A 17,286-nucleotide genomic window follows, 5' to 3' on the forward strand; every position below is an offset into this window, starting at 1 on the left:
GGCTAACTGGTTGTCCGGTCGGTGGTTTCAGCGTATGCGACAGGCATGGCCGAGACCTATCCAAGACCCCGATTTGGCGCCCCGCGCGGGCCGAAAACCCGTGTTGATCCGGGCGGCAAGCTGGTGCGCGTGCTGGACTTTGTGGGCTTAAGTCACGCTCGCGCGGTCGCGTTCCTGGCCATTGTCGGGTTCCTGTTCTTCCTGCCGGGCTTCTTCACCATCCCGCCGATCGACCGCGACGAAGCCCGCTTCGCACAGGCGACCAAGCAGATGGTCGAGACCGGCGATTTCGTCGACATCCGGTTCCAGGACGAGGTCCGCTACAAGAAGCCGGTCGGCATCTACTGGATGCAGGCGGCCGTGGTCGAGACCGCCGAGGCGCTCGGGCTGCAGAATGCGGAAGTGCGCATCTGGCTCTATCGGGTGCCGTCGCTGGTCGGCGCCATTGGTGCAGTGCTGCTGACCTACTGGACCGCGCTGGCCTTCGTGACGCGGCGCGGTGCGGTGCTGGCCGGCCTGATCATGTGCAGTTCGGTGCTGCTCAATGTCGAGGCGCGCCTCGCCAAGACCGATGCCATGTTGCTGCTGACGGTTGTTGCAGTCATGGGCGCGATGGCGCGAATTTACCTGGCGTGGCAGCGCCGCGAGGAAGCTGACAAGTCGCGCTGGCAGGAGCCGGCGGTGTTCTGGACGGCGATGGCGATCAGCATTCTCGTCAAGGGACCGCTGATCCTGATGTTCGTCGGGCTAACTGTTGTCGCGCTGGCGATCATGGATCGCTCTGTCGCGTGGCTGTGGCGGTTGCGGCCGCTGGTCGGCGTGGTCTGGATGCTGCTGCTGGTGCTGCCCTGGTTCGTTGCGATCTTCCTCAAATCCGGCCAGGCGTTTTTCTCCAATTCGCTGGGCGGCGACATGCTGAGCAAGCTGGCCGCGCAGGAGTCCCACGGCGCGCCTCCCGGAACATATTTCCTGCTGTTCTGGATCACCTTCTGGCCCGGGGCACCGCTGGCCGGTATGGCCACGCCGGCGATCTGGCGCGCGCGGCGCGAGCCCGGGGCGCAATATCTGTTGGCCTGGCTGATCCCGTCCTGGATCGTGTTCGAAGTGGTGATGACCAAGCTGCCGCATTACGTGCTGCCGCTCTATCCGGCGATCGCCATTCTCATCATCGGCGCGCTTGAGCGCCGGGTGCTGGCACGCAACTGGCTGGCGCGTGGCGCGGCGTGGTGGTTCGCGATTCCGGTGCTGACCGCTGTGGTCGCGGAGATCGGCGCCGTGGCGATCGTGCGCCATCCGGTGTTTCTGGCGTGGCCTTTCGCCGCCGCGGCGCTGGTCTTTGGCCTGTTTGCCTGGTGGTTGTATGAAGACGCCCGCGCGGAACGCTCATTGCTGAATGCGGTCGTGGCCTCGCTGTTCATGAGCGCCGCTTTTTATGGCGTGTTGCTGCCATCGCTTCGGCCCTTGTTTCCAAGTGTGCAGATCGCACGCGCGCTGCGTAACGTGGTTTGTGTCGCTCCCAAGGCTGCTGCGGCGGGATATCATGAGCCAAGCCTGGTGTTCATGACCGGCACATCCACACAGCTCACCGATGGCGCGGGCGCGGCGGATTTCCTTGGGCAGGGCAGCTGCCGCTTCGCACTTGTCGAACTGCGGTCGGAGCGCCAGTTCGCGATGCGCGCCGAGGCCATCGGCCTGCGCTACAACATGGCCACGCGCATCGATGGCTATAATTTCTCGCAGGGCAAAGCGATCTCGGTGGTCATCTACCGCTCCGAAGGGACCGAGTAATGTCCACCCCGGACAGAACGGAGCCTCAGTCCTATCTGTCGCAACTCGTTGCGCTGGTGTGGCAGTCCTTCGCACAGCTTGTCCGCGCGCCGTCGCATTCGCGGCGCGCAGTAGCTGCGCGTTACTGGGCGCGCCGCTCGCTGGTGCTTGGCGCCGTGACCGCCGTGATCATCATCGCGCTGATGTTCGTCGTCGATGCCACCGAGATCGGACTGATGCCGGCGCGCGGCACGGCTGGCCTCTGGCCACTGCGTATTTTCACGGATTTCGGCAAGGACGAATATGTCCTGCTGGCGTTGCTTGCGATCATGATCGTGCTGGCGCTGCTGACGCCGCTGCGCCATGGCACGTCGCGCGCAGTGCTCGTCAGCTTCGGGACCCGGATCCAGTACATATTCCTGTCGGTTGCGCTGTCCGTCTTTGTGACTGAAATCGTCAAGGGCGCGCTCGGTCGCGGCAGACCTTTTGTCAGCGGCGCGGCTGATCCGTTCAATTTCTCGCATTTTGCCTGGACGCCCGCCTATGCCAGCTTCCCGTCGGGCCATGCGACCACGAGTTTCGCGCTGGCCTTCGCAGTCGCTGCTCTATGGCCGCGGCTGCGCACGGCGATGATCGTCTTCGCCGTCGCAATCTGCGCCAGCCGGCTCGTCTTGCTGGCGCATCATGCCAGTGACGTGGTCGGCGGCGGGCTGGTCGGCTGGATGGGCGCCATGACGGTGCGTTACTGGTTCGCAGCCCGGCATCTGGCTTTCACCATTCACCAGGACGGCACCATCGCCCCGCTGCCCGGGCCGTCCGCGAGCCATTTCAAAAGGGTTGCCCGCGGGGCCGCGGCCCCATAAGAAGCGATCTTTGCTGGGCTGGCTGCGACAAGTTCCCGCAGGACCCCCCCCCAACCATGAGCTCCGATTTGTCCGCTCCCGAAGTTGCCTCCGTCGACGTTTCCGTTGTGGTGCCCGTACGCAACGAGCAGGACAATGTCGCGCCGTTGATCGCTGAGATCACTGCTGCGCTCGACGGCCGCTGGCCCTACGAAATCATCTATGTCAATGACGGCTCGACCGACGCGACGCCGGCACGGCTCGCCGAATTGATGCAAACGCGTAGTAACCTGCGCCGCATCGACCACGTTGCATCAGCGGGCCAGTCGGCCGCCGTACGCACCGGAGTGCGCAACGCGCGCGGTGCGATCGTGGTGACGCTGGACGGCGATGGTCAGAACAATCCGGCGTTCCTGCCCAACCTGATTTCCGCGATCCAGGACGGTGGCGGCCGCGTCGGCCTTGCTGCCGGGCAACGGGTCGGTCGCAAGGATACCGGTTTCAAGAAGGCGCAGTCCAAGATCGCCAATGCCGTGCGCAATGCGATCCTCAAGGACGGTACCCGGGATACCGGATGTGGTCTGAAGGCGTTCCGCCGCGATGTGTTCTTGTCGATGCCTTATTTCGACGGTCTGCATCGCTTCCTTCCGGCGCTGGTGCGTCGTGAGGGCTTTGATATCGCCTATGTCGATGTCACCGATCGGCCGCGCCATTCCGGCGTGTCCAATTACGGATTCTTTGACCGGCTCTGGATCGGCATCATGGACCTCGCTGGCGTCTGGTGGCTGATCCGCCGCAAGCGTACGACGCCGGTCGCAATCGAGTTCAAATAAATGCTGCTTCAATACGGTCAGGCACTTGGCGACTATCTCTATGACGTATTCGTCGCAAAGTTCGATTTCTGGCTCGCCTTCGGCCTGATCGCACAGTTGCTGTTCACCGCGCGCTTCCTCGTGCAGTGGATTTCCAGCGAGCGCGCCGGGCAAAGCGTCGTGCCCATGGCGTTCTGGTTCTTCTCCATGGCCGGCGGGTTGATGACGCTGATCTACGGCATCGCCAAGCGCGAGCCGGTGATCATCCTCGGCCAGGCGTTTGCCACGGTGATCTATGTCCGCAACATCATGCTGATTATCAAGAACCGCGGCAGCGGATCAAAGACGCTATCGAACTGAGAGCCCGCAACGCCCCCCGCTATCCGGCGACCGTCATCCACCACTGCTGGACCACTTCGGGGCTGGTAAGCTGGATGGCCGCCGACGCGTCAAGCTGCAACTTGCGATAGGCGCTTGCGGTGATGCCGAATCGAGCGCGGAAGCTTCGGCTGAAATGAGCCTCGCTGCTGAACCCCAGATCCGACGCGAGGCGCGATAGCCGACGGGTTTCGAGGGGATCGCTGAGCGCAGCCTGAACAGCGAGCAAGCGGCGTTCCTGGACATGGCGCATGACGCCACCACGGCTCGCGAAGATGCGATAGAGCGAAGCCCTTGAAATATCGAGCTCCAGCGCCAGCCAGTCGGGCGATAGTTCTGGCAATCCAAGATTATCCCGGATTGCGGCTTCGGCAAGCGCCAGGATATTTTCGTCCGCGTCTTTCTGCTGCGTGAGGGGATCGTCCGGCGACGGAGCGAGAAGCCGCTTCAGGAATCTGGCGGTTCCGGCCACGGTGCTTTCGACATCAGCTTCGGTTAGCTGGGCGGAGCGTTCCTGCAGCGACAGCATATACGCAGCAAGTAGATTGTTCCGGAACTTATCGAGCCGCGGTGTCAGCGTTTCAAGCGGCACGTCGGCGAGCAGTTTGCGCGGAACGATGAGCGATACCGTGTTTGATGCGAACGCGCGCGTATCGACCGTGTAAGCGAGATCGATCAAGGCGACCTTTCCGGGGCCGATCGTGGTTTGCTGCCGCGTCACAACGCCATTGAAGCCGCCGCTGACATAGAGGTGTAACAGCAAGTGGTCCGGCGTCGCGGCGATGCGCTGCTCATCTCTGACGAAGTTCTGAACGTTGAAGGCGACCTTGGCGATGATGATGTCACCAATGATGACGCCTGAGGCCGAACCGGTCGGTGTCTTCCTGGTGGGACCGCAGGCGCGGGGCTCGAATAACGGTCCGATTACCGCACTCCAGGTGGCGAAAGCATTGGGCTCGTCCAGTCCGGTAGTGACGTAATAGAGGCGAGAAAGCGCTGACATGGGGCTTGCTGACGTGATGTTTGAAATAAAGCTTTTATTCCGAGATGGATATCGAGTCGAAGCTCTCCCCACCCAACGTCTGGCAAATCACCCCGGGGGCTTTGCCGAATTGCCGCCAGTGCCGCGATGCCACCGAAGCAATCACGTGCAACGCCAGCTTGAGACGCAGGATCAATGGAAAGCGCTTCGCCGGGCTGTAGCTGCGCGGGAAATCGATGTCCAAACATTTCGGAGCTGATCTAAAAGAGCGTTAGCGGCGCGCAGGTCATGGGATGAGGCATCCGGCTTGATCGCACGTCGCGTTGCACGAATCAGCTCTGTTGTTTGGGCATAGAGCTATCTGGGAATTAGAGGAGCGGGCTTCTGTGGGCGCTGTGGGGATTTTTCGGGGATCGTCTAACTTAACAAAATTGTTTCTTTGTTCGACATTTCTGGGCAGTCTTTGCGTTCCAGCTCTGGCTCACGCCGCTGACCGGCCGGCCAGGAAGGACGCGGTCGCCAAGCTCAGCTCGTCATATTCCATACAAGCGGTTGAGAAAATTCAACGCGAGCTTTCTACAGCCTTTCAACAGGGCGACCTGGGTCTGATTGCACGGGTCTATGAGACCACCTATCAAGATCCAAAATTGCGCGACGCTGTCGTTTATCAGGCGTCGCGTCTGGCGCCGGCGCTGCGTCGCGATCTCGCCACGGCGGCCGAACTCGGCGTACTGACCTCCGGGCAACCGATGATGCTCGCGCCCAACGCCGCGCAGGTGATGGCGACGCGCACGGCAAGTGCTTCTGGACTCGGGCAATCGGCCTATCAGAACGTTACGCAGGCGGTGAACAACTCGCCGAACTTGCCGGTCCCGATGCCCTCCACCAATGATCAGACCTGGAATCTGACCATGATCGGCGCGCAGGGGGCTTATAATCGAGGCTTTACCGGCAGCGGTGTTACGGTTGCAGTCGCCGATAGCGGCTTCGATACGACGAATGCCGCGCTTATCAATAAGCTCAATATTTCGCTCGGCCGTAACTTCCTGGTCCAGAATGGTGGGACCTACGATCCGGCGCAGCTCACGCCGCAAACGATCATCGATCCACAAAATCCTAATGCAAAAGACGTCCACGGTTCCCACGTTGCAGGCATCGTGGCTGCGCAAAAATTCGATAACGTGGATACGCACGGCGTTGCTTATGACGCCACGGTGATTCCGATCCGCACGATCATCGCGAACAAAGCTCCCTATGGCTATGCGCCGGGAATTGACGGCAATGCCGCGCCGCTCGACTATTTCGCGTCGTTGCAGGGAGTCATGGTCTACAATGCGAGCTACGGTCCCAGCGTGCCCGATGGCGCGCCACCGCAGACCGTATGGGCGAATACCCTGCCAACTCAGGCCGAGGCCCAGTCTATCCTGAACGTGTTGAAAGCTGGCAAGATCATTGTTGCCGCCACCGGCAATGACCGCGAAGACAACCCTGTCGCAGGGCGTAATCCGAGTGGAATGGCGCTGTATCCCTATATTCAACCGGCCCATGCCAATACCGGCGTCTATGACGACGAGCGCACCGGCGCCAATCTCTCGAGCTTTCAAAACCAGAATGGCTTGATCATCGGCGTGATGTCCGTCGGAAGCGACAAGACCGCGGCTTATTACTCGAATTACTGCGGCGTCACGGCGAGTTGGTGCGTTGCCGCTCCCGGAGGCGATCAGAGAAACAATCTCGGCGTTTATTCGACGGTGCCTGACAACACATACGCAGCACTGCAGGGGACCTCGATGGCGGCGCCCACAGTGTCCGGCGCCATCGCCGTCCTGATCCAGGCCAACCCGACCTATAACGCACAAGACCTGTCGCATTTGCTATTTGCGACCACCGAGGATCTCGGCGCACCCGGCGTCGATGCGGTGTTCGGTTATGGTCTGATCCGGCTCGACCGCGCCACAGGTGGCCCGACCACGCTGGCCGCCAACACCAATGTTCCGGTCGCGGCGAACGACACCACTTATTGGAGCCAGTTGCTGAACACCCAAGGTGACTTCACCAAGTCGGGCGAAGGCATCCTGTCGATCTCCGGCCGCACCAATGCAGGCGGAAATGTCTTCGCCGCTTCGGGCACGCTCGCCGTGGACGGCACGCTCAGCATGTCGTCCGGCAATAGTCTCAGCGTAGCGCAGCCGGCGACGCTGGCCGGTTTCGGCACCATCAACGGCAACACCACCATCGCCGGCACGCTGTCGCCGGGGAAGATGGCGAATATCGGCGATCTCGTCGCCAACGGCGCGGTTGCGCCGGGTACGGTGCTATCTGGCAATTCGGTGGGCTCGCTGACCTTCAACGGCAACGTCACCCTGACCTCGACCGCCAATACCCGGATCGACATCGACGGCACGGCGAATGTGCCGGGCGGTCCCGGCACCTATGACAAGATCTACGTGACTGGCGCCGGCAATGTGTTCTGGGCCGCCGGCACGGTGACGCCAGTGTTGCGCGGAAGTGTCGGCACCGTCAGCAACTACACGCCGGCTATCGGCACCGAATTCGCTTTCGTGCAAGCACAGAACGGCGCGCGCACCACGGGCACCTTCTCGAGCCTGGTACAGCCGACCTCGGGCCTGCCGGCCAATGGCCGCTTCGACCTCATTTACGGCACCACCGCGATCACACTGGCGGTGACGCCGGTCAGCTTTACCGAGCTCGCCGGTGCCGGCCGACTCGGCGCGACCCAGCTCTCGGTCGCCGGCATTCTCGACAAGGAACGCGCCGACTCGGGCGTGATGCCAAGCGCAGCCGAGAAGGCGCTGTTCGATGCGCTCTACAATCTCGATACCGAGGCACAATACGACAAGGCGCTGTCGCAGCTCGGCGGTCCTGGTCAGCCAGCGATATCGAGTGCCCCTCTGCAGGCGTTCTCCGGATTCCTGGGCGCCCTCGGTGATCGTCAGGATACGCTCGCGCTCGGCGCGGAGCAGGGTCAGAACGGCACCGCTCAATCCTTCGCCTTGTCTTATGCCGGCCGTAACGTCATGAGCGCTGAAACCACCTCGGCAACGAATGCCTTTGCCAGTCTTGCCCCTGTGCAGCGCGTGCAGAACGGCTGGAGTGTCTGGGGCCAGGGTTTCGGTCGCAGCAGCCGGGTCGGGGACTCCGGTGATCTCGCCGGCTCCAAATCGGTTAGTGGTGGTTTCACCCTGGGTGCCGATCGGTTGTTCTCGGCAAACCTGACCGCCGGTGCTGCGTTCGGCTTTGCACGTACTTCGGCGACCAGCACGGATATCCGCGGTACGTCCGACACCTATGCCGGCGCGCTCTATGCCAGCTGGACGCCGGGCGCTGCGGTGGTGGACCTCCGTGTCGCGGCCGGGCCCAGCCAGATTTCGACCACTCGCCAGATCTTGCTGACGTCGTCGGCGCTACAAGGTAACACCAACGGCATTGGCGTCGGCACCTCGCTGGAAGCTGGCTACCGGCTTCCGCTGGCGGCGAATGTGATGCTGAAACCGTTTGCCGGCATCAGCTGGCAGGGCTTCCGACGCGACGGCTACAGCGAAAGCCAGTTGCCCTTCGGGCTGGTCTATGCGGCGCAGACCTATGACAAGCTGACCACCACCGCCGGTGTCGCGCTCAGCGCGCAGCTGCGTACCCTCGACGGCACCACCATTATGCCGGAATTGAAACTCGGCTGGGGCCACGACCTGCGCGACACCACGCTGGTCAGCCAGGCTGCACTGCTCGACGAGACATTCACCGTCGCGGCCGCGCAACCCGGCCGCGATGCCGGGCTGATCGGCGCCAAGATCTCAGGCTGGCGAACCGAAAACTTCCGGCTGTTCGCCGCCTATAACGGCGAATTCCGCAGCAATGCCGACAGCCATCAGGTGTCAGGCGGCGCTCGCGTCAACTGGTGACGGCAGGCGGCGCGGACGCCAGCTCCGCGTCGCCTTCACAGCGCTCGTCAAAACATCGTGCAGCGAAATAGAGGGGCCGGGCTGCATTTCCCTTGTTACGCGGCGGCCGCGTTGAACGCCGCCAGGCCGCGCTCCAGATCAGCCTTCAGATCATCCACGCTTTCCAGGCCGATATGAAACCGGAGCGCCGGACCGCCGGGCGCCCATGTCGTCGCGCTGCGATAGTCCGAGCAGTCGAACGGAATGACAAGGCTCTCGAATCCGCCCCAGGAGTAGCCCATGCCGAACAGCTTGACGGTGTCGAGCAGGGCATCGACGGCCTTTTGCGGCGATGGCTTCAGGATGATGCTGAACAGGCCCGATGCGCCGGTGAAATCGCGCTTCCAGATGGCGTGGCCTGGGTGGCTCGGCAAAGCGGGATGCAGCACTTTCAGCACTTCGGGGCGGGTCTCCAGCCACCGCGCCATCTCCAGCGCCGAGCGCTGATGATGCGCGAGACGCAGTGACATCGTACGCAGCCCGCGGAGAGCAAGGAAGACGTCGTCCGGGCCTGCGCATGTCCCGAGCAACCTGATGCCTTCGCTGATCAACGGCCACGCTGCGTCATTGGCGGAGATGGTGCCAAACATGATGTCGGAGTGGCCGCCGATATATTTGGTCGCCGCCTGGATACTGATATCGACGCCCTGTTCGAGCGAGCGATGATAGAGCGGCGTGGCCCAGGTATTGTCGTCGAGTACCAGCGCGCCGTGCGCATGGGCGATGCCGGCGATGACGGGCACATCCGGCATTTCGAAGGATTGCGAGCCCGGCGCTTCGACCATGACGGCCCGGGTGGTCGGCTTGAACAACGCTTCAATGCCGGCGCCGATCAGCGGGTCGAAATAGGTGGTTTCGATGCCGTAGCGCGCCAGCATGCCGTTACAGAAATTGCGCGTTGGCCGATAGGCGCTGTCGCTGACGAGAAGATGATCGCCGGCCTTGAGCACCGAGAGCAGGGCGGTCGAGATCGCGGCGAGGCCCGATGGCACCAACCCGACGCCGGCGCATTTGGGGCCTTCCAGCGCCATCAATGCGTCCTGCAGCGCCTTGGTGGTCGGCGTGCCGTGGCGGCCATACTGAAACTCGCCGCGATGCGCATGGAGATCGTCGGCGGTCGGATACAGCACCGTGGAGCCACGTACGACCGGCGGATTGACAAAGCCCCGCTGCGATTTGGTGTCGCGGCCGGCGGTGACGATCACGGTGTCCGTGTCGAGCGAATTGGTGCCGTGATTGTCGTTCGAAGCTGTCATGATGGAGCCGCCGGTCTGCAGGTGTTGCAAGGCCATTGGCAATCTCGGCTGCCGAATGGCTGGTTCCGTCACTAAGAGGACACGGCGGATGGCCGTCAACCCCTTGACCCGGCTGGCTGATCGTTCTCTGTTGCGGACCTCGTCGATCCGCGCGGTACGTCGAGGGGGCCTGCCGCGAAATCTGCGATTTCCTGCTGATTCGTCCGGTCTTTTTAGATTGTCTCTGCTGTAGTTCGCCTTTCCGGCCGGGCAATTCGCGGCTAAGGAACGGAACCGTTGGTTCGTCATTCAATTCTTTGCATCGACCGAGCGTCCTGACGTTCTCAAAGAGGCCTTACATGAAACGCGCAACCTTGATGTTCTCTCTCGCTCTTGCGGCCGGTCTGACCGCGCAAGGCGCGTCTGCGCAGACACTGAAGACGGTGAAGGACCGCGGCATGCTGTCCTGTGGCGTGACCCAGGGTTTGCCGGGTTTCTCCGCGCCGGATGACAAGGGCAACTGGGTCGGCTTCGACGTCGACCTGTGCCGCGGCATCGCGGCGGCGATCTTCAACGATGCGACCAAGGTGAAATATGTGCCGCTCTCGGCGAAGGACCGTTTCACTGCCTTGCAGTCCGGCGAGATCGATGTGCTGTCGCGCAACACGACCTGGACGCTGTCGCGCGATGCGTCACTTGGCGTGAACTTCGCTGGCATCAACTACTATGACGGCCAGGGCTTTCTGGTCCGCAAGTCGCTCAAGGTGAATTCGGCCCTCGAGCTCAATAGCGCCTCGATCTGTCTGCAAACCGGGACCACCAACGAGCAGAATGTTGCCGATTATTTCAAGGGCAACAACATGAAGTATGAAGTGATCGCGTTCTCGACCGCCGACGAGACCATCAAGGCCTATGAGTCCGGCCGTTGCGACGTGTTCACCGCCGATATCTCGCAGCTCTATGCGGAGCGCCTGAAGCTCACCGTGCCTGCCGACCACGCGGTGTTGCCTGAGGTGATCTCCAAGGAGCCGCTCGGCCCATTGGTGCGCCATGGCGACGATCAGTGGCTGGACGTGGTGCGCTGGACGCTATTCGCGATGATCAATGCGGAGGAGCTGGGCATTACGCAGAAAAACGTCGACGAGCAGGCGAAATCCGACAAGCCGGAGCTGAAGCGTATCTTCGGTACTGACGGCAATCTCGGCGAAACGTTGGGCCTGACCAAGGACTGGTTTGCGCGCATCATCAGGGCGACCGGCAATTACGGTGAGGTGTTCGATCGCAATGTCGGCGCCGGCTCCAAACTCGGCATCTCGCGCGGTCTGAACCAGCTCTGGAACAAGGGTGGCATTCAATACGCGCCGCCGATCCGCTGAGCACATCATCGCCCGTGGCGATATCGACCGAAGCCAGAAAGCCGCCGCTGCAACTCGCTGCAAAATTGCGGCGGGTATTGGGCGGGCAGGCCGGCTGGAGCGGGTTTGTCCTGCAGATCCTGTTCGTCGCGGCGCTGGTCTGGATCGGCTATGAGATCGTTGAGAATGCGCGCAGCAATCTGGCTGCGCAGAAAATCGCATCCGGCTTCGGCTTCCTGTCGAATACCGCGGGCTTCGCGGTCAGTCAGGCACTGATCCCATATTCGGAGTCGGACACCTATCTGCAGGTGTTCTTTGTCGGCCTCGTGAACACGCTGGCCGTGTCGCTGATAGGCATCTTCTTTGCGACAATCATCGGCTTCATCGTCGGCCTCGGCCGGATGTCGCCGAACTGGCTGCTGGCGCGCATTGCCGGCGGCTATGTCGAACTGATCCGTAACCTGCCGCTGCTGTTCCAGATCCTGTTTTGGTATCTCGCCGTGCTCGCGACGCTGCCGCAACCGCGCCAAAGCATCGCGCTACTGGACAGCTTCTTTCTCAGCAATCGCGGCTTTGGCTTACCTAAGCCCATCGGGACCGAGGCCTTCACGCCGTTCCTGGTCGCAGTGATCGTTGCGATCATCGCCGCGCTGGTGTTGCGCGTTTATGCGCGGCAGCAGCTCTTCGCCAGGGGGCGGGTGATAGCCGTCTGGCCGACGACCCTGGGCTTGCTGGTTGGCTTGCCGCTTCTGACGGCGCTCGTGCTCGGAAAACCCGTGACATTCGAGTATCCCGTATTGAGAGGTTTCAATTTCTCAGGCGGTCTGCGCGTCCTACCAGAATTCGTCGCGCTGACGCTGGCGCTCTCGACCTACACCGCCGCCTTCATCGCCGAGATCGTCCGTGCCGGCGTCCAGTCGGTGCATAAGGGACAGAGTGAGGCGGGGGCATCACTCGGGCTCTCGCGTGGTGCGACGCTGCGCCTGATCGTGGTGCCGCAGGCGATGCGCGTGATCCTGCCGCCGCTGACCAACCAGTATCTCAATCTCACCAAGAACTCGTCGCTGGCCGTCGCCATCGGCTATCCCGATCTGGTGTCGGTGTTCGCCGGCACGACAATGAGCCAGACCGGGCAAGCCATCGAGATCATCGCCATCACCATGGCGGTCTATCTCGTGATCTCGCTGGTCACCAGCGCCCTCATGAGCGTCTATGGCTGGCGGATCTCGCGGAGCATGGGCGCATGAGCGACGCCAGCTTCGTTGCAAAAGAACTGATCGCGGAGCGCGCCGCGCCGGTGCGCAGCACGGGCGTCATAGGCTTTGTGCAGGCGCGGTTGCTGAATTCACCGACCAATATTCTGCTGACTGTTGTGAGCCTGTTGCTGCTTTGGTTCACGATTGTCCCCACAGTCAAATTCCTGCTGATCGACGCCGTCTGGCAGGGGCAGGACCGCACCGCGTGTCTGCCGGAGAGTGTCGGTCGCCCCGTCGGCGCGTGCTGGCCGTTCGTGCAGGCCAAATTCTCACAGTTCATCTACGGCTTCTATCCCGAGCCGGAACGCTGGCGCGTCAACCTGACATTCTTGCTCGGTGCACTATTACTTCTGCCGCTGTTGATCCCGCGTCTGCCCGCGAAGAGTGTAAATGCCGAACTGTTCTTCCTTGCCTTTCCCCTCGTGGCGTTCTTCCTGCTGTATGGCGGCGGCATCAATGGCTTCGGTATCAGTTGGGCCGCGGAGTTGCTGTCGACCTTCGCGTTTCATGTCATGGATATCGGTCGCCGGCTCAGGGGCCTGGGTCTTCTGTCCGATGTTGCTGTCATCGGTTATCCGCTTACATTGATCGGCAATGGCATCGTGGCATTCGGCGACGGGCTGCAACTCGTCGCGCTGCCGTTCGACTGGCTGCGCAACCAGGGCATTAACAACGGCTCGCCGGTCTGGTTCGAACTGACGGCAACGGCCGTCGTGGTCTCGCTGCTCATTTTCCTGTTGAACGGCCATGTCCGGAGCGGCTGGCGTGCGCTGGCCAATAGTGTCTCCATCTTTATTGGCGTCGCCATCGTCATTGCCTCGCTGCGGCTCGATCGCGGCGGATTGCCCATCGTCGATACGCGGCTATGGGGTGGTTTGCTGGTGACGCTGGTGGTGTCAATCACCGGCATCGTCACGTCCATGCCTGTCGGTATCGCGTTGGCGCTGGGGCGGCGCTCAACCATTCCGTTGATCCGGCTGTTCTCGATTGCCTTCATCGAGTTCTGGCGCGGCGTGCCGCTGATCACCGTGCTGTTCTTTGCCACTTACATGCTGCCGCTGTTCCTGCCGGGCACTTTCACCGTCGATGGCCTTGTGCGCGCGCTGATCGGCATCGCGCTGTTTGCAGGCGCCTACAATGCCGAGGTGATCCGCGGCGGATTGCAGGCGATCCCGCGCGGGCAGGCGGAGGCGGCGAGTGCGTTGGGGCTTTCGTGGTGGAAGACGACGCGTCTGGTGGTGATGCCACAGGCGCTGCGCCATGTCATTCCTGGCCTCGTCAACAGCTTCATCGCGCTTCTGAAGGATACGTCGCTGGTGTCGATCGTGGCGCTGTTCGATCTGCTCGGTCAGCTCCGCGCGGCCTTCGCAGATCCGAGCTGGTCGACGCCAACGACCTTGTTCACCGGCTTTGCCTTTACCGGCATCCTGTATTTCGTGATGTGTTTCGGCATATCGCGCTATTCGCTGTTCGTCGAGCACCGGCTCAATGCGCATCGGCGGAGTTGAGGTCACATGTCCGTATCCGTAAATCCCATCGTCTCGATTGCCGGTCTCAACAAATGGTTCGGTGATTTCCATGTGCTACGCGACATCGATCTCGCCGTCGGCCACGGCGAGCGTATCGTGATCTGCGGCCCGTCGGGTTCAGGCAAATCAACGCTGATCCGCTGCATCAATGCGCTGGAGGAATTTCAGGAGGGCCGCATCACCATCGATGGCATCGAACTCGGCCCCAATCTGCGTCGTGTCGATGATATCAGGCGCGACGTCGGCATGGTGTTCCAGAGCTTCAACCTGTTTCCGCATCTGACGGTGCTGGAGAACTGCACATTGGCGCCGATCTGGGTAAGGCATATGCCGAAGAAGGACGCTGATGCGGCGGCGATGAAATATCTCGAGCGGGTACGCATTCCGGACAAGGCCAATGCCTATCCCGGTCAGCTCTCTGGCGGCCAGCAGCAGCGCGTGGCGATCGCGCGTGCGTTGACGATGAGTCCGAAAGTGATGTTGTTCGACGAGCCGACCTCGGCGCTGGACCCGGAAATGGTCAAGGAAGTCCTCGATACCATGGTCGATCTCGCAGGCGAGGGCATGACCATGCTGGTGGTCACCCACGAGATGGGCTTTGCCAGGGAAGTCGCCAGCCGGGTGGTGTTCATGGATGCGGGACAGATCATCGAGGCGAATACGCCGGACGAATTCTTCGCCAATCCGCAGCATGCCCGGACGAAGCTGTTCCTGAGCCAGATTCTCCGCTGAGGCTCGGCGCCTCAGACTTTCTCGAACGGCACCGAGATATCGGTCTTTTTCTCCAGCCATGCCGGGACCGGCAGGTTCTTGCTGCGCATGAAGTCGGGATTGAACAGCTTCGACTGATAGCGGCCGCCGGAGTCGCAGAGAATGGTCACAATGGTCTTGCCGGGGCCCAACTCCTTCGCGAGCTGGATAGCGCCTGCGATGTTGATGCCGGTCGAACCGCCAAGGCAGAGGCCTTCGTGCTGGAGCAGGTCATAGATGACGGCGACGGCTTCCTCGTCAGAGATCAGGAAGGCGGTATCGACCTTCGCGGTTTCGATGACCGGCGTCACGCGGCCGATCCCTATGCCTTCCGTGATGGAATCGCCGGGCGTGGACTTGGCTTCGCCATGCTTGAACCAGTTATACATCGCAAAGCCATTTGGATCGGCGCAGGCCGTAACGATGTTGGTGTTCTTTTCCTTCAGGTAACGGGTCGTGCCCGCCAGCGTGCCGCCGGTGCCGACTGCCGAGATGAAGCCGTCGACCTTGCCGCCCGTCTGCTCCCAGATCTCGGGACCGGTCGATTCATAATGGGCCTTGGCGTTGTCGAGGTTGTTCCACTGGTCGGCAAACAGAACGCCGTTCGGCTCGGTCTTGCGCAGCTGATCTGCGAGCCGTCGTCCGACATGCTGATAGTTGTTCGGATTGGCGAACGGCAGCGCCGGCACTTCGACCAGTTCGGCGCCGTTGAGCCGCAGCATATCTTTCTTTTCCTGGCTCTGCGTCTCCGGGATCACGATCAGCGTGCGATAGCCGCGCGCGCTCGCCACGACGGCGAGACCGATACCTGTATTGCCCGCAGTCGCCTCGACAATGAGACCGCCCGGCTTGAGATCGCCGCGCTTCTCGGCTTCGAGGATCATCCATTTGCCGGCGCGGTCCTTCACCGACTGGCCGGGATTCATGAATTCGGCCTTGCCGAGAATGGTGCAGCCGGTCAGTTCGGATGCGCGCTTCAGCTTGATCAGAGGCGTGTTGCCGATCGCCTCGACGACGTCTTTGTTGAAGGTCATGGTGCTGAAATTCTTCGCTCGGGTTATCGATCTTGTCGCGACCCTAGTAGAGGCCGCAGGGCCATACAAGGGAAGGGTCCCGTCTCAAGATCTGCCGCAGTGCGGAAAGTCCAGGGCGCGGGCTATGGGGCTTTTGCGAAGACGACCTGACGGACGTCGATATTCCCGGACAGGAAACCGGCCTCGCAATAGGCCAGGTAGTATTCCCACAGCCGCCGGAACCGGTCGTCGAAACCGAGCGGCGTCAGACTTGGCCAGGCCGCGCGGAAACTATCTCTCCAGGTGGCCAGCGTCTTGGCATAATCCAGTCCGAAAATGCGCTCCTTGATGACAGGAACGCCGTATTTGGCTCCGAGAGATTTCAGGATCTCGGGTGTCGGCAGCATGCCGCCGGGAAAGACATAGCGCTGGATGAAGTCGACCTCACGGCGATAGGTCTGGAAGAACCTGTCCTGGATCGTGATGGCCTGAATGCCCACCAGCCCGCCAGGCAGCAGGCGGTCGCGCAATTGTGAGAAATAATGCGGCCAGAACTGCTCGCCGACTGCCTCGATCATCTCGATCGAGGCGATGCGGTCATACCGGCCGCGCTCGTCGCGATAGTCCTGGAATTTGATTTCGACCTTGTCTTCAAGGCCTGCGTCCTGCATTCGCTTGCGTGCGAAATCGCGCTGCTCGGTCGAGATGGTGAGACCGGTGACATGAGCGCCGTAGTTCTTCGCGGCATATTCGGCAAAGCCGCCCCAACCGCAGCCGATCTCAAGCACCTTCTGGCCGGGCTTCAGATCGATTGCTTCTGCAAGCCGGCGATACTTGTTGGTTTGCGCAGCGGTGAGATCCTGCGCACCGTCTTCGAAAATTGCCGACGAATAGGTCATACTTGGATCGAGCCACGCGGAATAGAACGCGTTGCCGATGTCGTAATGCGCGTAGATGTTCTTGCGAGCTTGCCGCTTGGTGTTGCGGTTGAACCAGTGGCGAACGATCTGGACGAAGCGCATCAGCGGATTGTTGCCGAGCATCACCTGAATGAGATCGTGATTGACGCAGAACAGATACAGGAATTGCGTGAGATCCGGCGTGTCCCATTCGCGGTGTAGATAGGCTTCCGCGATGCCGATATCGCCGCCATTCAGAAGACGCGCCGCGAATGCGTAACTGCTGATCGTCATCTCTGCGGCGGGACCGGGTTCCATGCCGCCCAGCCGGACACGCCGGCCATCGGGGAGTGTCACGTCGAGAGTGCCGCGCCGCAGGCGTGAGCCAAAACCAAGCGCGAGCCGGACGATGCGCGGCAAATCCGGCAGCGCCTTGTCGACATTTTCCGGAGTAAGAACGATCAGGTCAGACATGCGCAGATCCAGGGAGTTCGTGGTTCTGTGTTCGC

General features: G+C 61.7%; 14 protein-coding genes. 9 read left to right on the forward strand and 5 right to left on the reverse strand.

The features are described 5' to 3' along the window. Positions 1-45: 45 nt before the first annotated feature. From ACEK02_RS09325 to ACEK02_RS09340, 4 genes are read left to right on the forward strand one after another with little or no spacing between them, the layout of a single operon-like run. Positions 46-1,788 (forward strand): ArnT family glycosyltransferase, encoded by a 1,743-nt coding sequence (locus tag ACEK02_RS09325; RefSeq protein ID WP_371421432.1) that lies wholly within the window; start codon positions 46-48, stop codon positions 1,786-1,788. Beyond that, positions 1,788-2,630: a phosphatase PAP2 family protein gene (locus tag ACEK02_RS09330; RefSeq protein ID WP_371421433.1), complete on the forward strand. Its 843-nt coding sequence runs from the start codon at positions 1,788-1,790 to the stop codon at positions 2,628-2,630. The genes ACEK02_RS09325 and ACEK02_RS09330 overlap by 1 nt, the downstream gene beginning before the upstream one ends. A gap of 56 nt (positions 2,631-2,686) precedes the next feature. Further along, the gene (locus ACEK02_RS09335; protein ID WP_371421434.1) at positions 2,687-3,442 is read left to right on the forward strand and encodes a glycosyltransferase family 2 protein; all 756 of its coding nucleotides are present in this window, start codon (positions 2,687-2,689) and stop codon (positions 3,440-3,442) included. Then, complete coding sequence (locus ACEK02_RS09340) at positions 3,443-3,781, forward strand: lipid-A-disaccharide synthase N-terminal domain-containing protein (RefSeq protein ID WP_371421435.1); 339 nt, start codon at positions 3,443-3,445, stop codon at positions 3,779-3,781. It begins immediately after the preceding gene. A 19-nt stretch (positions 3,782-3,800) separates the two neighbouring features. On the opposite strand, the gene ACEK02_RS09345 is transcribed toward ACEK02_RS09340, so the two are convergent. Continuing rightward, the gene (locus ACEK02_RS09345; protein ID WP_371421436.1) at positions 3,801-4,802 is read right to left on the reverse strand and encodes a helix-turn-helix domain-containing protein; all 1,002 of its coding nucleotides are present in this window, start codon (positions 4,800-4,802) and stop codon (positions 3,801-3,803) included. A gap of 34 nt (positions 4,803-4,836) precedes the next feature. Beyond that, positions 4,837-5,025: a hypothetical protein gene (locus ACEK02_RS09350; protein ID WP_371421437.1), complete on the reverse strand. Its 189-nt coding sequence runs from the start codon at positions 5,023-5,025 to the stop codon at positions 4,837-4,839. Between the two features lie 403 nt (positions 5,026-5,428). On the opposite strand from ACEK02_RS09350, the gene ACEK02_RS09355 reads away from it, so the two are divergent. Next, positions 5,429-8,701, forward strand: coding sequence for an autotransporter domain-containing protein (locus tag ACEK02_RS09355; protein WP_371421438.1), 3,273 nt, complete (start codon positions 5,429-5,431; stop codon positions 8,699-8,701). 95 nt (positions 8,702-8,796) lie between these two features. Here the strand turns inward: ACEK02_RS09355 and metC are convergent, their stop codons facing one another. Continuing rightward, positions 8,797-9,996, reverse strand: a complete 1,200-nt coding sequence (gene metC / locus ACEK02_RS09360) for a cystathionine beta-lyase (protein WP_371421462.1) — start codon at positions 9,994-9,996, stop codon at positions 8,797-8,799. Positions 9,997-10,334: 338 nt separating this feature from the next. Here metC and ACEK02_RS09365 point away from each other — a divergent pair, with 338 nt between their 5' ends. The 4 genes from ACEK02_RS09365 to ACEK02_RS09380 are packed head-to-tail and all read left to right on the forward strand — an operon-like array spanning position 10,335 to position 14,847. Beyond that, complete coding sequence (locus ACEK02_RS09365) at positions 10,335-11,351, forward strand: amino acid ABC transporter substrate-binding protein (protein WP_371421439.1); 1,017 nt, start codon at positions 10,335-10,337, stop codon at positions 11,349-11,351. Between the two features lie 20 nt (positions 11,352-11,371). Then, entirely contained in the window at positions 11,372-12,577 is a 1,206-nt protein-coding gene (locus ACEK02_RS09370) for an amino acid ABC transporter permease (RefSeq protein ID WP_371421463.1), read from the forward strand. Next, positions 12,574-14,094 (forward strand): amino acid ABC transporter permease, encoded by a 1,521-nt coding sequence (locus ACEK02_RS09375; RefSeq protein WP_371421440.1) that lies wholly within the window; start codon positions 12,574-12,576, stop codon positions 14,092-14,094. The genes ACEK02_RS09370 and ACEK02_RS09375 overlap by 4 nt, the downstream gene beginning before the upstream one ends. 6 nt (positions 14,095-14,100) lie before the next feature. Continuing rightward, a complete protein-coding gene (locus ACEK02_RS09380; RefSeq protein ID WP_371421441.1) occupies positions 14,101-14,847 on the forward strand; it encodes an amino acid ABC transporter ATP-binding protein in 747 nt (248 codons plus the stop codon). Between the two features lie 11 nt (positions 14,848-14,858). Here ACEK02_RS09380 and ACEK02_RS09385 read toward each other — a convergent pair whose 3' ends face one another. Both ACEK02_RS09385 and ACEK02_RS09390 read right to left on the reverse strand, forming a co-directional pair. Next, positions 14,859-15,899 (reverse strand): cysteine synthase A, encoded by a 1,041-nt coding sequence (locus ACEK02_RS09385; RefSeq protein ID WP_371421442.1) that lies wholly within the window; start codon positions 15,897-15,899, stop codon positions 14,859-14,861. A 122-nt stretch (positions 15,900-16,021) separates the two neighbouring features. After that, positions 16,022-17,251, reverse strand: coding sequence for a class I SAM-dependent methyltransferase (locus ACEK02_RS09390; protein WP_371421443.1), 1,230 nt, complete (start codon positions 17,249-17,251; stop codon positions 16,022-16,024). Between the last annotated feature and the right edge of the window lie 35 nt (positions 17,252-17,286).

The organism is Tardiphaga sp. (assembly GCF_041424195.1).
Lineage (GTDB): Bacteria > Pseudomonadota > Alphaproteobacteria > Rhizobiales > Xanthobacteraceae > Tardiphaga.

Bases quoted from the DNA above. Each gene is read 5' to 3' on its own strand.
- ACEK02_RS09325 (WP_371421432.1), top strand. From the start codon at position 46: ATGGCCGAGACCTATCCAAGACCCCGATTTGGCGCCCCGCGCGGGCCG.
- ACEK02_RS09330 (WP_371421433.1), top strand. From the start codon at position 1,788: ATGTCCACCCCGGACAGAACGGAGCCTCAGTCCTATCTGTCGCAACTC.
- ACEK02_RS09335 (WP_371421434.1), top strand. From the start codon at position 2,687: ATGAGCTCCGATTTGTCCGCTCCCGAAGTTGCCTCCGTCGACGTTTCC.
- ACEK02_RS09340 (WP_371421435.1), top strand. From the start codon at position 3,443: ATGCTGCTTCAATACGGTCAGGCACTTGGCGACTATCTCTATGACGTA.
- ACEK02_RS09345 (WP_371421436.1), bottom strand. From the start codon at position 4,802: ATGTCAGCGCTTTCTCGCCTCTATTACGTCACTACCGGACTGGACGAG.
- metC (WP_371421462.1), bottom strand. From the start codon at position 9,996: ATGACAGCTTCGAACGACAATCACGGCACCAATTCGCTCGACACGGAC.
- ACEK02_RS09365 (WP_371421439.1), top strand. From the start codon at position 10,335: ATGAAACGCGCAACCTTGATGTTCTCTCTCGCTCTTGCGGCCGGTCTG.
- ACEK02_RS09375 (WP_371421440.1), top strand. From the start codon at position 12,574: ATGAGCGACGCCAGCTTCGTTGCAAAAGAACTGATCGCGGAGCGCGCC.
- ACEK02_RS09380 (WP_371421441.1), top strand. From the start codon at position 14,101: ATGTCCGTATCCGTAAATCCCATCGTCTCGATTGCCGGTCTCAACAAA.
- ACEK02_RS09385 (WP_371421442.1), bottom strand. From the start codon at position 15,899: ATGACCTTCAACAAAGACGTCGTCGAGGCGATCGGCAACACGCCTCTG.
- ACEK02_RS09390 (WP_371421443.1), bottom strand. From the start codon at position 17,251: ATGTCTGACCTGATCGTTCTTACTCCGGAAAATGTCGACAAGGCGCTG.